Origin of the sequence: Bradyrhizobium sp. NAS80.1 (assembly GCF_001908205.1) — a bacterium.
Taxonomy (GTDB): domain Bacteria; phylum Pseudomonadota; class Alphaproteobacteria; order Rhizobiales; family Xanthobacteraceae; genus Bradyrhizobium.
Genome location: NZ_LGHL01000006.1, coordinates 22,631 through 36,507 on the forward strand (window position 1 = coordinate 22,631; position 13,877 = coordinate 36,507).

The following is a 13,877-nucleotide window of genomic DNA, read 5'->3' on the forward strand; positions in this document are numbered from 1 at the left end:
CTCGAGGGCCGGATCATGCTCTAGGCGTGGACCCTCGCGACCTCCTCATGCGCCCATTTCACCGCGTCTTCCGCCGGCATTCCCTGCACCGCTTTGGCGAACATGTCGATGATGATGTATTTGCTCAGCACCTCGGCCGCATGTCGGTCGGCCGGGCCCTCATAGCCAGGGAAGCGGCCGGCACGTGCCGCCGTTCGGTAGGGCAGCATGACCGGGTCCTTATCCCACAGTTTGTCCTTCTCCCAGATCGTCGTCGCACCAACCGTATAGCCCTGCTGGGTGTCGAACCATTTCTGGTAGACGTCCTTGGAGGTGATCCAGCGCAGGAACTCCTTGGCCGCCTTCTGATTCCTGGAATAGCCCATCAGCATGTTCGACATCGGCAGGTGATAGCCGAACTGACCTGCGGCACCTGTCGGCAGGGGCGCGTGCAGGATGTCCTGCCAAAGCGGCGTGCCGTTCTCGGTCGCATAGGCCTCAGGCTTGCGCTTGGCCTCGAGATAGATCGAGGCCCCGTTCAGGGTGCAACTGCAAGTGCCCGAGAGGAACGCGCGGTTGTTGCTGGAATCGTCCCAGGCGAGCCCGCCTTCGTCATAGCCGTCCTTCCAGAAACCGGCCATGAATTTGACGGACTCGATCGTCTCCTTGGAGTTCAGCACGACGGTCTTGCCGTCGGCCAGCACTTCCTTGCCGCCGAACGACCACAGGAACGGATAGGCATAGGTCGGTGCGTCGCCAAATGTGTGGCCGACCGTCTGGCCCATCGGACGCCCCTTGGCCTTGAGCAACTTGCCCGCTGCGCGATACAGTTCCCAATTCTGCGGGAACTTGCCCGCCGGATAGCCGATCTCCTCGAACCAGGACTTGCGGTAGGCCAATTGCGCCCCGACGACGCACCAGGGCACGGCGAGCCATTTCTTGCCGTCGTTGGCGACGACCTTCGATTCTTCGTAGTAACCCTCCTGGGCCTTGCCGATCTCCTCGGCGACGTCGCTGACATCAGCAACGCTCTCCGGGTAGAGCTGCGCCCAGTTGTTGAGTGCACAGATGACGTCGGGACCCGAGCCCGACTGGATCGCCGAGGTGGTGCGGGCCTGGATATCGTTGGCGTTGATCATTTCGATGGTGAGCTTGATGCCCAGCGCCTTCTCGCATTCCGGGACAATCTCCTTCAGGAGAAGGGCGTCGGAGGCTGGGACGAAATCGTTCCATCGCAACCAGTGGAGGGTGGTGGACTGGGCGTAGGCTGGGGCCTGCTTCATGGCAACGATCGACGCCATTCCTCCGGCCCTTGCCGCAAGTGCACCGCCGCCGGAAAGCTTAAGAAGCTCACGCCGACTTATGCGCGTCATGGTGTATGTCCTCCCTATTATTGGTGCTGAATTCTCCTCTCTTGGAACTCCGTAAAAGATTTGGGCGTGAAGAAGTTGCTATTCAATGTGCCGATAAACCTTTTGTCGGCGTAGCAGGGGGCGGCGGGCACCATTTCCAGGGACGCTTTCCGCCGGTCGAAGGAGCGAAAGGAGGAAGCCAAAGATCGAGTTGGTCGAAACGAAGACGAACGCGCGCGTCTTGGCCTCCGCGGCAATGCAACAAGACCAGCCTGGCTGCGCGACGCTGCCTTTCGATGATGTCGAAGCAGCTATCTCCTGGCCTCTCGCAACCGCGATCGAGGGCGTCGAACCGATAAATGTGGCAACATCTATTCCCAAAACCGCCCGTCTGTCTGCCGGGCAACACGTCCCCACTCCTCGCGGTCGCTTGCTGTTTCAGGCAGGCGCCGCTTGAGGTATCGTTAGAACTCGGATCAGGGAAATTGCCATGATTACCTACACGGTCGGGCTGAAACTCGCGAAGCGTACCAAGGCGCTCACGATCGAGGCTGAGGACGCACTGCTCGCAGCTCTCAAGATGAAGCTTGAGAACCCCGAGGCGCTCATCACGTATGTTCGCAAGTCGAATCGCCGTGGTGACCGTCGTCACCCGCATGACGCGATGCAGAGCAAGAAAATGACCTAGGATTCCATCGGTTGGCACTGTGCTGCGACGGAGGTATCTGGAAGCGCAGCAACTGGCTGGGCAGATGATGTCTGAATCGTCGGAAACGGCCTGAGTGCCGCCAGCGTTCGCTATCTCTCATACCAGCCGACGAGGATCGCTTCCGCAATTAGGGACTTGCGCGCCTCTCGCTCAATTTCGCGACAGGAGGCGTTGGCCTTTGCCTGAAGGTGGTCGGTCGAGAGGGCAAGCAGCCGGAAGTGATAGTGATGAGGCCCGTGGCCCGGGGGTGGACACGGGCCGCCGTAGCCGACCTTCCGAAAATCGTTGACCGCCTGCTTCACATTCTTGTTCCGCGCGGCCCCCTCCGCAGACTCCATTAAGACTGGCGGAAGATCATACGCCGCCCAATGGTGCCACGTGCCGGCGGGCGCATCTGGGTCGTCGCACAGCAAGACAAAACTTTTCGTTCCGCCTGGTGCATCGGACCATTGCAGAGGTGGCGAAAGGTCTTCTCCGTCGCAAGTGAACCGTTTCGGAATTTGCGCTCCATCGGCGAACGCGCTTGAAACGAGTTTCATGGCTCCCTCCATCAGGTTGCAGGAGACATAGGCGCGGCTGGGCTCACTGGGCTCGGATGAGGCCTCCGGAAGCGGCCGGATCGCGCTGGATCGGTAGCAGCCCGCCGGCGATCGCGGCAGTATAGCTCGATTTTGGCGCGTGCAATTCAGCTTTGGCGCCGCAGCGAATATCGGCGACAGCGCCGGTTGTTGTCCAAGCCGAGCCCTGAGTGGAAACTCTGCATGACCTCGGCAGTCGGACGAGCCTATCAAGCAAGAACCAGATCTGTGGAACCTATCGAGGCCACAGGCGTTCCCCGAGCCAGCAGCGCCGTGCCCCGGCGTGACCAGCGCCGAGGCCGAGGTGCTGAGTAGCGCGGGGGAATGATCATGAAACTCACCCTTTCAGTCATCAAGGCTGACATTGGCTCCGTCGGCGGACACACGAAACCGTCTTCACGCATGATGGCGGCCGTCGAGGGCGAGGTCGCGAAGGCGATCTGCAAAGGTCTGCTGATCGACGGCTTCATTTGCCACACCGGCGACGACATTGCGATCATCATGACGCACACGCGGGGCGAAGGCAGCTCCGAGATTCATCAATTCGCTTGGAAGGCGTTTCTCGCCGCCACTTCGGTTGCGAAGATGTCCGGTCTCTACGGCGCGGGCCAGGATCTTCTCGCAGATGCGCCCTCCGGAAACATTCGCGGTGCCGGCCCGGGTGTTGCCGAGCTCAGCTTCGACCACAGCCTCTCGGGTCCAAGACCCGCGGAGTCCTTCATGGTGTTCGCCGCCGACAAATGCGGCCCGGGCGCGTACAACCTGCCACTCTACCTTGCCTTTGCTGATCCAATGTACTGCGCCGGGCTGATGCTGCCCCCGATGATCAGGGGCTTCCGTTTCGATATTATCGACATGGACAACACGACCGGCGACAGCGTGATCGAACTCGACGCGCCTGCGGACAGCTACCATATTGCCGCGCTGCTTCGCGACAACGAGCGCTTTGGCATCGATCGCATCATTTCCCGGACCCATGGCGAGGTCGCTGCAGCTGTTTCGGCGCAGCGTCTTCACACGATCGCAGGCAAGTACACCGGGAAGGACGATCCTGTCGCGATCCTCAGAAACCAGGGGATATTCCCGGCGCCCGAGGAAATCATCTCGCCCTTCGCGAAAGCGCACTTCGTGGGCGGTGACGCCCGCGGGTCGCACGTGATGCCGCTCATGCCCGTGCCACTTAATACACCCGTGACAGGGATGTATTGCCTGCCAATCGTTTCTTGCGTCGGCTTTTCGATCGACAAGGAAGGCCGCTTTTCCGAGTCCTATACCGACTTCTTTGATAACCCGGCGTGGGACGAGGTCCGCCAGCGCGCCCAGCGCAAGGCCCTCGAGATGCGCAGTCAAGGGTGGTCTGGTGCAGCGATGCTGCCCTATTCCGAACTGGAGTATGGAGGCTTCCGGGATACCGTGACCACACTCCTGGAGCGTTTTCGGCTGCGCGAGGAGCGCAAGCCGGAAGCGGCCGAGTAACGACCGCCTCCAATCTGAACCCGGTGGTCGCATTCACCGTGCATCCAAATGATGGAGGTAGGCGCTGTGGCGCGGAAACGCATCGGCATACTCACGGGCGGCGGCGACGTTGCCGGCCTCAATGCAGTCATCAAGAGCGTGACTTATCGCGGCAGCGAGGACGACATCGAGGTCGTCGGTCTGCGCCGTGGTTGGGAGGCCCTCACGCACTTGAACATCGAGGACCCTAACAGCAGGTCCCACTACATCGTCCCGCTGAACCGTGAGAACACTCGCACCATCGATCGGCGTGGCGGCACCGTGCTGCACTCGAGCCGCATCAATCCGTCCAGGATAAAGAAGCTGCCCGATCATCTCGTCGACAGGGGTGTTCCAGTCTCGCTGAGCACCAAGGACGGCATCGCGCAAAAGACATGGGACCTCACCGGTCAGGTGCTGGAGAACCTTTTGGGACTGGGCATCGAACACCTGATTGCCATCGGCGGCGACGACACGCTCAGTTATGCGGCCAAGCTCAACGAACTCGGCGTCAAGATCACCGCCATCCCAAAGACGATGGACAACGACGTACGCAACACCGAGTACTGTATCGGCTTCTCGACCGCGATCACCCGCGCCAGCGATGCCATCCAGCGGCAACGCACGACCGTCGGCTCGCATGAGCGAATTGGCATTTTCCGTGTCTTTGGCCGTGATTCCGGATTTACGGCGCTCTACACCGCGTACGCGACCTCGATACGATGCGTCATACCGGAGTACAAGGTTGACCTCGACAAGCTGATCCAGTTGCTCGTCGAGGACAAGCGCGGCAACCCAAGCAACTACGCGCTGGTCGTGCTCAGCGAGGGGGCCGAATGGGAAGGCTACAAGCTGCAGGAGTATGGCGAGCCTGACGCCTACGGTCACCGCAGGAAAGCCAATGTAGCGGAATCGCTAGCCGACGAGATCAAGCGGCGCGCCGGCGAGGAGACGATCACCTCTGATCTCACCTACGACTTGCGATCGGGCGACCCGGACTTCATCGACAAGCTAGTGGCCCTGACGTTCGGTAACATGGCCTACGATGCCATGTTGGACGGCAAGACCGGCCTCATGTCGGCGCTGGTAGAAGGCCGCTACGAGCTCGTGCCCATCCCCGACGCCAAGCTCGGGTCGCGCAAACTGGATGTCGCCAGCACCTACAACACGGAGCGCTACCGCCCCACCTACGCCAACAAGCAAGGGCTGCCGATCTTTCTCAACCGCGCGTAATAGGGGGCAGGTGAGAATCCCGATAGCTTGCGCTGCTGTCCGAGATGTAGTGACTTATTCAGCCTCGGCGGCGCGGCCGATGCAGACACGCCAGACATTCGGGCCCGTCTCGACATAATCCCAAGTGAAGGCGCCCACGCACTTGACGTCGAACAGGTAGCGCAACGGGCGCGGGTCGTGGTCGCTTACGACACAAAAGAACTCCCCGGGGCCCCAACCGATCAAACGTGTCGAAGATCAACGGATGGCGCGCTGGCCGCGGGATGGCGCGGACATCAATCGTCATTCCGTCAGGCGAGTGATCGACGGGTTGCCGTTGTTTCATGAGTTCAGAATCGGCCGGGGCGGCGATCATGTCTTTGTCGCAGCGCAAGCGTCCGAGACGTTCGCTGCCTATCATCCAGGCAGAGATGCGATGCTCCGAAGGTCCGCCAGTCGAGCAATGGAGCGGGCCGCAAGCTGTTGGGCAAGCTCCAATCGGGACGGGTCGACGGCTTTGTCGGCTTCATCCAGATAAATCGAGGACAATTCTTCCGCGTAGCCCGGTGGCGCTGCTACAAAAAAGCGGGAATCAGAACAACGGCGTTCTGCTAACTGGAAGCGGCGCCCTTGCGAAATTTCTTCACCATCCGTCTGTTCTTGGGGTTGGCTCTGGCCGTTCTCGGCTGGATCGGCCTCGGCTGTCCGGTCCATGCGGCTGGCAGATTGAGCGACTTTCTGCCTAAGGCGGAGCCGGGCGAGCTGGTTCCCGGTGCAAACAGGCTCGGATCGCCGCAAGGCGATCCGGCGATCGTACCGGCATATAAAGACGACCAGCTTCTCGGGTTCGTCTATTTGAATTCGGACTTCGCCAATGCAACCGGCTACTCGGGCAAGCCGATTCAGCTTTTGGTCGGAATCAGCCCGAAGGGCGTGCTGACTGGCCTCAAGCTGGTCGAGCACAAGGAGCCCATCGTACTGGTGGGCATTCCGGAAAAACGTATACTGGAAGCCGTCAACAAGCTGATCGGCACCGATATGGAGCCGGTCGTACGCGGAGCGGTGCTCGCGCCGCAGGTCGACATCGTCAGCGGCGCAACGGTCACCGTTCTGGTGATGGGCGATAGCATCGTCCGATCCGCGACCAAACTCATCAAGAGCGGCCGTCTCGGTGCCCAGGGCAATGTGCAGGTCGGCACTGCGCCTCAAGCCACCAAGGCCATTGATCCCAGCAAGAGCGAGATCCGCGATTGGCAAAGCCTGGTCGGCGACGGTTCCGTTCGCCGCCTGACCCTGTCCCTTGCCGATGTAAACCAGGCTTTCGAGAAATCCGGCAACGCGGCCGCGGCGGCCCGTCCGGAAGAGGGGGATCCCGGCGACACCTTTATCGACCTTTATGTCGCCGACGTCGCTGTGCCCACCGTCGGCCGCAGCCTGCTCGGCAACGATGGCTACGATCGCCTGATTGCGAGGCTCAAGCCGGGCCAGCAGGCGCTCGTCGTCGCAGGGGCCGGCCGCTATTCCTTCAAGGGAGCCGCTTACGTTCGCGGCGGGATCTTCGATCGGATCGAACTGATCCAGGAGACCAACAGCATCCGTTTCCGCGATCGCGACCACACCCGGCTTGGAATCCTCGAAGCCGAGGGCGCGCCCGACTTTCCGGAGATCGCCCTTTTCGTCGTGCCGGCTGAGTTCGGTTTCGATCCGACCGAGCCGTGGGCGCTGCAACTGCTCGTGCAGCGCGTCGTGGGCGCGCGCGACAAGGCATGGGTGACTTTCGAGCTCGGATATTCACTACCTGACGTCTACATGAAGCGCGAGCCGGTGGCGCAGCCGCCAGCGGCTTCGCCGGCAAAGACGCCGGACGGTATGCCCGCATCGACGGCAGAACGGCACGACGCTGCAGCTCCGCCAGCTGAAGACGAGCCGCTGTGGATGAAGATCTGGCGAGGCAACGTCGTCAAGATTGGCACGACCGTGTTCGCGCTCGGCGCGCTTACCCTGATCTTCTTTTTTCAGAATCAACTGGTGCGCCGCCCGAAAATCTATACCTGGGTGCGCCGGGCTTACCTCGCGTTCATTCTCGTGTGGCTCGGCTGGTATGCAAATGCCCAGCTGTCAGTCGTCAACGTACTGACGTTTGCCAATTCACTATTGACCGGATTCAGCTGGGAATACTTCCTCTCCGCACCGCTGATCTTCCTGCTGTGGTGCTCGATCGCCGCCGGGCTTTTGTTCTGGGGACGCGGTCGTTTTGTGGCTGGCTTTGTCCGTTTGGCGCGTTGCAGGAGTTGCTCAACAACATTGCGCAGGCGGTGAAGATTCCTCAATACCGATTGCCCTGGGGGCTTCATGAGCGGCTGTGGCCACTCAAATATATCATCTTCCTCGGCCTGTTCGGGATGTCATTGTACTCGACGGCGTTCGCCGAGCAGCTTGCGGAAGTCGAGCCCTTCAAGACAGCGATCATCCTGAAGTTCGCGCGCGAATGGCCGTTCGTGATCTACGCACTGACGCTTCTGTCGGCCGGATTGTTCGTCGAGCGATTCTTCTGTCGCTATGTGTGCCCGCTTGGTGCGGCGCTGGCGATTCCGGGCCGCATCCGCATGTTCGAATGGCTGCGCCGCTGGCCTGAATGCGGCTCGCCCTGTCAGCGCTGCGGCAACGAATGCCCCGTACAGGCGATCCATCCTGAAGGTCACATCAACGTCAATGAGTGCATCTACTGCATGCACTGCCAGGAACTCTACTTCGACGACCACCGCTGCCCGCACATGATCCAGGTGCGGCTGAAGCGCGAAAAGCGCGAAGCACTCTCGTCTTCGTCGATGCGCAGCGGCGGCAAGGGCCCGAGCACGATTTTCACTGCGGGCGGCAAGCCGGTCGGGCTACCGCGCACGGAAGCCATCACCCCGCCACCAACTCGAGAACCAGGAGGCTAGTATGAGCGAGAACGAAAACGGAAAATCCGTCAGCCGACGCACTTTGTTAGGGACAACGGCTGCGGCCGCCGGCGTAGGTATTGCGGGCGGCGTCGGCCTGTCGAGCGACGGCCACGGCCTCGTTACGGCTGCGGACGCGCAGACCAAGGCGACACCAAAGGCGCCGGCGGCGCGTCCGGCGGTGCAGAAGATCGAGGTGGCGCCGGGAGAGCTCGACGAATATTACGTGTTCTTCTCCAGCGGCCAAACCGGCGAAATGCGCATCGTCGGTCTCCCCTCGATGCGCGAGCTGATGCGCGTTCCCGTCTTCAACCGCTGCAGCGCCACGGGATGGGGATTGACCAATGAGAGCCTGAAGGTGTTGACCGAAGGGCTGCAGCCGGCCACGCGCGAAATGCTCAAGAACCGCGGCGGCACGTTCGTGAACGGCGACCTGCATCACCCGCACGTCTCATTCACCGACGGCACCTATGACGGCCGGTACGCCTTCATGAACGACAAGGCAAATACCCGGGTCGCGCGCGTGCGCCTCGACGTCATGAAGTGCGACAAGATCATCGAGTTGCCCAACCAGCATACGGTCCACGGTCTGCGGCTGCAAAAATATCCCCGCACCGGATACGTGTTCTGCAATGGCGAGGACGGCGTGCCGCTCCCGAACGATGGCAAGGTGCTCGACAAGCCGAAGGAGTACCATGCGATCTTCACGGCGCTCGACGGCGATACCATGAAAGTCGCGTGGCAGGTGATCGTCGACGGCAATCTCGACAACGTCGACTCCGACTACCAGGGCAAATACGTGTTCTCGACCTGCTACAATGCGGAAGAAGGCGTCACCCTGGCCGAGATGACGGCCAACGAGCAGGATTGGGTCGTGATCTTCAACCTCAAGAGGATCGAGGAGGGCGTCAAGAAGGGCGACTTCAAGGAGATGAACGGCGTACCGGTGCTCGACGGTCGCAAGGGCTCACCCTACACGCGTTACGTCCCGGTCTCGAACAATCCGCACGGCATGAATACTGCCCCCGATGGCATCCATATCGTGGCAGCTGGAAAGCTGTCGCCGACCGTCACGGTGATGGATGTTCGGCTGTTCGACCAGTTGTTCGACGACAAGATCAAGCCGCGCGATGTTGTGGTGGCCGAGCCCGAACTTGGCCTCGGGCCGCTGCATACGGCCTATGACGGCAGAGGCAACGCCTATACGACACTGTTCCTCGACAGCCAGGTCTGCAAATGGAACATCGATCTCGCAAAGCGCGCCTTCAAGGGCGAGAAGGTCGATCCCATCATCCAGAAGCTCGACGTTCACTATCAACCCGGTCACAACCACTCCTCCATGGGCCAGACCAAGGAGGCTGATGGAAAGTGGCTGATCTCACTGAACAAGTTCTCCAAGGACCGCTTCCTCAATGTGGGTCCGCTGAAGCCGGAGAACGATCAGTTGATCGACATATCGGGCGACAAGATGATTCTCGTCCACGACGGTCCGAGCTTCGCCGAGCCGCACGACGCCACGATCGTCCATCGCTCCAAGATCAACCCGATCTCGATCTGGGATCGGGCAGACCCGATGTTCGCGGACGCGGTGAAGCAGGCGAAGGCCGACGGGATCAATCTCGAAGCCGACTCCAAGGTCATCCGCGACGGCAACAAGGTTCGCGTCTACATGACGTCGACCGCGCCGGCGTTCGGCCTGGAGCAATTCCAGGTCAAGCAGGGCGACGAGGTGACGGTCTACATCACCAATATCGACGCGGTGGAGGACCTGACCCACGGCTTCTGCATCGTGAACTACGGCATCCAGATGGAGGTTGCGCCGATGGCGACGGCCTCGGTGTCGTTCACGGCGGATAAGCCCGGCGTCTACTGGTATTACTGCTCGTGGTTCTGTCATGCCATGCATATGGAGATGAAGGGCCGCATGTTGGTCGAGCCCAAGATGGTCTGAAGCGAGGACTGCTCGTGCTTCTCCTGCAACGACTCATTCCGGCGGCGATCCTCGCCGCCGGAATCTGTGGTTCCGCCGCCGCGGCGGAGCTGAAAGCTGCCGCGGACCAGCCGCTTCAGGCGGTGCTGGACCGTGCGCAGGAAGGCGACGTCGTCAGGCTGGCGCCTGGCGTCTACAAGGGCGAGTTCAGAATTGACCGTCGCCTTGTCCTGACCGGAGGACCCGATGCCGTGCTCAGTGGTGGCGGGTCCGGCAATGTCATTACCGTTGTCGCGCCTGATGTCGCGATCCGCGGCATCACCATCAGGGATTCCGGCCGCGATCTCCAGGCCATGAACTCAGGGATCTTTCTCGAGAAGACTGCCGAGCGCGCGGTGATCGAAAACAATCGCCTGGAAGGGAACCTGTTCGGCATCTACGTTCACGGCGCGGCGGGCTCCGCGTCGAACGCAACGTCATCGAGGGATTGCGCGAGGGGCGCGCAGCGAGAGCGGGAATGGCGTGTCGCTCTGGAATGCGCCCGACGTCACCATTGCCGAAAACACCTTCCGCAATGGTCGAGACGGCATCTTCACGATCAGCAGCCGCAAAGACCGCTTCATCAACAACCGCTTCGAACAGGTACGCTTCGCGGTTCACTACATGTACACCAACGACAGCGAGGTCAGCGGCAACGTTTCCGTGCGCAATACCGTCGGTTATGCCATCATGTATTCGAACCGACTGGTGATCCGCAATAACATCTCGGATCGCGACCGGGACTACGGGATACTGTTCAACTACGCCAATTACGCCGAAATCGACGGCAACCAGGTCGTTGGCGGACCGCTGGACAATGTCGCGGTCGGCCGCGAAGGGGCGGACGACGAGAAGGAAATGGTGCCCGACATACGGCCAACGCGGGACGTTCGCAGTGGGCCGGAAAAATGCGTGTTCATCTACAACACCAACCAAAACAAGTTCCGCAATAACTGGTTCGAACGTTGCGGGATCGGTGTCCACTTCACGGCTGGCTCGGAGGGCAATGAGATCACCGGCAATGCATTCGTCGGCAACCGCAACCAGGTAAAATATGTCGGCACGCGCGATCTCGACTGGTCGAAGGGGGGCCGCGGCAATTACTGGAGCGACAACCCGGCGTTCGATCTCAACGGTGACGGCATTGCCGACACCGCGTATCGGCCTAACGATCTGGTCGACCGCGTGCTGTGGACGGCGCCGTCGGCCAAGGTCTTGATCAACAGCCCGGCGGTGCAGGTCTTGCGCTGGGCGCAGGCGCAGTTTCCGGCTCTCTATCCCGGCGGCGTCGTCGATAGTCATCCGCTGGTCGCGCCGCCGCCGAAGCCCTCGCCCGAGTGGAGCGCCAGATGACCGCGACCGTTTCCGTGACCGGTGTTGACAAGAACTATCGCAAGGTCCGTGCGCTGCGCGACGTCTCGTTCTCTCTCGTCCCAGGGCGGCTGAGCGCGCTGGTTGGCCACAATGGCGCCGGCAAGACCACGCTGATCAAATTGATGCTGGGGTTGATCCGCTCGGATCGCGGCGAAATCCGTGTGATGGGGCAGGATCCGGCGGCGGGCGAGTTTTCGGCGCGCCGGCTGCTTGGCTATCTCCCCGAGAATGTCGCATTCAACGCCGCTCTCACGGGACGGGAGACGCTGGCGTTCTATGCGCGCCTGAAGCGGATCAAGCCGGCCTCGGCATGGGCGCTGCTCGAGCGCGTCGGATTGAGTGATGCCGCCGATCGCCGCGTTGGAACCTATTCCAAGGGGATGCGGCAGCGATTGGGTCTGGCCCAGGCGCTGCTTGGGCAGCCACGCGTGCTGCTGCTGGATGAGCCGACCACGGGGCTCGATCCGGCGCTGCGGCAAACGTTCTACGAGATTCTGAACGAATTGCGGGACGACGGCGCCACCGTCCTGATTTCGTCCCATGCGCTCAATGAACTCGAGGATCGCGCGGAACATGTCCTGATCATGAACCGGGGCCGGCTGGTCGCACAAGGCACGTTGGCGGAGTTGCGCTCGCTCTCGCAGTTACCGATCCGGGTCTCGCTGGATCTGGCGGCCGGCGCCGATGACACAACTGCTGGGCCGATCGCGGACGAAACCATCTCAACCGAGGGCCGCAGGACCATACTGGTGGCTGACGAGAAGGGTAAAATGGATCTGTTGCGCGCGGCGGCGGGCGATCCACGTGTCAAGAACATCGAAATTGCGGCACCGACGCTCGACGATCTCTACGCACACTTTCTCAACACGCAGGAGACGGCCGCGTGAGGACGGTCACGATCATCGCCTTCAAGGAGATCCAGGAAGGCTTGCGGAACCGCTGGGTGTTGGCGACAACGCTTCTGCTTGCCGCGCTTGCCTTGTCGCTGACGTTCCTCGGCAGCGCTCCCACCGGCAATGTCGGCGCCGGCGCCCTCGACGTCGTGGTTGTCAGCTTGTCCAGCCTGACGATCTTTCTGTTGCCGTTGATCGCGCTACTGATCTCGCACGATGCGGTGGTCGGTGAAATGGAGCGCGGCACGATGATCCTGCTGTTGAGCTACCCGGTAGGGCGCAGCCAGGTCATCCTCGGCAAATTCTGCGGTCACGTCCTGATCCTCGCCTTCGCAACGATCCTCGGTTATGGCGCGGCGGCCGCCGCGCTCGCGATCACCGGCACCACCGCACTGGCAGCGAGCTGGTACGCCTTTGCCTCCATGCTCGGGACGTCGATCATGCTCGGGGCTGTATTCGTGGCGATAGGATATCTCATCAGCAGTCTGGTTCGAGACCGCGGCACCGCGGCCGGCCTGTCGGTCGGCATCTGGCTTTTGATGGTGTTGGTGTTCGATATGGCGCTGCTTGGGATCCTGGTGATCGACCAGGGACAGATCATCTCGGCAACGGTCCTCGAATGGCTTCTGTTCCTCAATCCCACGGATCTTTACCGTCTGGCGAATCTCACCGGATTCAACGTGAGCCAGTTTTCCGGCATGGCCGGGCTGTCGGGAACGGCCACCACCGGCATTGCTGCGCTCTTGCTGGGTCTATTGGTCTGGATCGTGACACCGCTCGGGCTTGCGGCGACCTTCTTCGCACGGAGGGAACTATGACCCGTAGATCCGTCGGTGCGATCATCATCGCGGCGCTGCTTCTCGCCGGTTGCAACCCAGACGCGGGTAACGTCAGCATGCCGCCGCCGCTTCCGCTCACGCACGATGCGATGGGCGTTTTCTGCGGCATGAACCTGATGGAGCATCCTGGACCCAAGGGCCAGATCATCACAGCGGGCCGCATCGATCCATTCTGGTTCACCTCCGTCCGGGACACCGTGGCGTTCACGTTAATGCCGGATCAGCCGCGCGACATCCGGGCAATCTACGTCTCGGACATGGCCCGCGCGACCAGTTGGGAGGAGCCTGGTGCAACGAACTGGATTGACGCAAAGAAGGCGTTCTTCGTGATCGAGAGCCGGAAGCAGGGGGGGCATGGGGGCAGCGGAAGCGGTCCCGTTCGGCAACCGGGCTGCGGCCGACGGGTTTGCGACCGACAATGGCGGGCGAGTGGTGACACTTGCGGAGATTCCAGGCTCCTACGTGCTGGGTAGTGATACGGCAGGCGAGGCTGTCGAACATGATCGTGGCGATGTCAGGCCCAACTGAGGATCCCG

Annotated in this window: 10 protein-coding genes and 3 pseudogenes; 9 read left to right on the plus strand and 4 right to left on the minus strand. The window is 61.4% G+C overall.

Translation table 11 applies throughout. The features are described from left to right. Positions 1–20 precede the first annotated feature (20 nt). Positions 21–1,352: an ABC transporter substrate-binding protein gene (locus tag AC629_RS01355; RefSeq protein WP_084802986.1), complete on the minus strand. Its 1,332-nt coding sequence runs from the start codon at positions 1,350–1,352 to the stop codon at positions 21–23. 469 nt (positions 1,353–1,821) lie between these two features. On the opposite strand from AC629_RS01355, the gene AC629_RS01360 reads away from it, so the two are divergent. After that, positions 1,822–2,019: a hypothetical protein gene (locus AC629_RS01360; protein WP_084802987.1), complete on the plus strand. Its 198-nt coding sequence runs from the start codon at positions 1,822–1,824 to the stop codon at positions 2,017–2,019. 110 nt (positions 2,020–2,129) lie between these two features. On the opposite strand, the gene AC629_RS01365 is transcribed toward AC629_RS01360, so the two are convergent. Then, the gene (locus AC629_RS01365; RefSeq protein ID WP_084803052.1) at positions 2,130–2,579 is read right to left on the minus strand and encodes a YbhB/YbcL family Raf kinase inhibitor-like protein; all 450 of its coding nucleotides are present in this window, start codon (positions 2,577–2,579) and stop codon (positions 2,130–2,132) included. Positions 2,580–2,942: 363 nt separating this feature from the next. Here AC629_RS01365 and AC629_RS01370 point away from each other — a divergent pair, with 363 nt between their 5' ends. Further along, positions 2,943–4,094 carry a fructose-1,6-bisphosphatase gene (locus AC629_RS01370; RefSeq protein WP_283845164.1) on the plus strand — a complete coding sequence of 384 codons (1,152 nt, stop codon included), beginning with the start codon at positions 2,943–2,945 and terminating at the stop codon, positions 4,092–4,094. A 48-nt stretch (positions 4,095–4,142) separates the two neighbouring features. Next, positions 4,143–5,345 carry a 6-phosphofructokinase gene (locus AC629_RS01375; protein ID WP_502692996.1) on the plus strand — a complete coding sequence of 401 codons (1,203 nt, stop codon included), beginning with the start codon at positions 4,143–4,145 and terminating at the stop codon, positions 5,343–5,345. Between the two features lie 54 nt (positions 5,346–5,399). On the opposite strand, the gene AC629_RS50085 is transcribed toward AC629_RS01375, so the two are convergent. After that, entirely contained in the window at positions 5,400–5,570 is a 171-nt protein-coding gene (locus AC629_RS50085) for a DUF2249 domain-containing protein (protein ID WP_349530963.1), read from the minus strand. 171 nt (positions 5,571–5,741) lie between these two features. Further along, positions 5,742–6,038, minus strand: a complete 297-nt coding sequence (locus AC629_RS44750; RefSeq protein ID WP_143198834.1) for a hypothetical protein — start codon at positions 6,036–6,038, stop codon at positions 5,742–5,744. Here AC629_RS44750 and AC629_RS01385 point away from each other — a divergent pair. From AC629_RS01385 to AC629_RS01410, 6 genes and pseudogenes are all read left to right on the plus strand, one after another. Then, positions 5,991–8,266: pseudogene (locus AC629_RS01385) on the plus strand (4Fe-4S binding protein). The gene AC629_RS44750 and the pseudogene AC629_RS01385 sit on opposite strands and share 48 nt — an antisense overlap. A gap of 1 nt (position 8,267) precedes the next feature. Continuing rightward, a complete protein-coding gene (gene nosZ, locus AC629_RS01390; RefSeq protein ID WP_084802989.1) occupies positions 8,268–10,217 on the plus strand; it encodes a TAT-dependent nitrous-oxide reductase in 1,950 nt (649 codons plus the stop codon). Between the two features lie 14 nt (positions 10,218–10,231). Beyond that, positions 10,232–11,588: pseudogene (locus tag AC629_RS01395) on the plus strand (nitrous oxide reductase family maturation protein NosD). Then, positions 11,585–12,496 (plus strand): ABC transporter ATP-binding protein, encoded by a 912-nt coding sequence (locus AC629_RS01400; protein ID WP_084803054.1) that lies wholly within the window; start codon positions 11,585–11,587, stop codon positions 12,494–12,496. Before AC629_RS01395 ends, AC629_RS01400 begins: the two are co-directional and overlap by 4 nt. Further along, on the plus strand, positions 12,493–13,320 hold the full coding sequence (locus tag AC629_RS01405; RefSeq protein WP_084802990.1) for a DUF2705 family protein: 828 nt from the start codon (positions 12,493–12,495) through the stop codon (positions 13,318–13,320). Before AC629_RS01400 ends, AC629_RS01405 begins: the two co-directional genes overlap by 4 nt. Beyond that, positions 13,317–13,869: pseudogene (locus tag AC629_RS01410) on the plus strand (nitrous oxide reductase accessory protein NosL). Before AC629_RS01405 ends, AC629_RS01410 begins: the two are co-directional and overlap by 4 nt. Positions 13,870–13,877: the final 8 nt, after the last annotated feature.

Bases quoted from the DNA above. Each gene is read 5' to 3' on its own strand.
- AC629_RS01355 (WP_084802986.1), bottom strand. From the start codon at position 1,352: ATGACGCGCATAAGTCGGCGTGAGCTTCTTAAGCTTTCCGGCGGCGGT.
- AC629_RS01360 (WP_084802987.1), top strand. From the start codon at position 1,822: ATGATTACCTACACGGTCGGGCTGAAACTCGCGAAGCGTACCAAGGCG.
- AC629_RS01365 (WP_084803052.1), bottom strand. From the start codon at position 2,579: ATGAAACTCGTTTCAAGCGCGTTCGCCGATGGAGCGCAAATTCCGAAA.
- AC629_RS01370 (WP_283845164.1), top strand. From the start codon at position 2,943: ATGATCATGAAACTCACCCTTTCAGTCATCAAGGCTGACATTGGCTCC.
- AC629_RS01375 (WP_502692996.1), top strand. From the start codon at position 4,143: ATGATGGAGGTAGGCGCTGTGGCGCGGAAACGCATCGGCATACTCACG.
- AC629_RS44750 (WP_143198834.1), bottom strand. From the start codon at position 6,038: ATGGACCGGACAGCCGAGGCCGATCCAGCCGAGAACGGCCAGAGCCAA.
- nosZ (WP_084802989.1), top strand. From the start codon at position 8,268: ATGAGCGAGAACGAAAACGGAAAATCCGTCAGCCGACGCACTTTGTTA.
- AC629_RS01400 (WP_084803054.1), top strand. From the start codon at position 11,585: ATGACCGCGACCGTTTCCGTGACCGGTGTTGACAAGAACTATCGCAAG.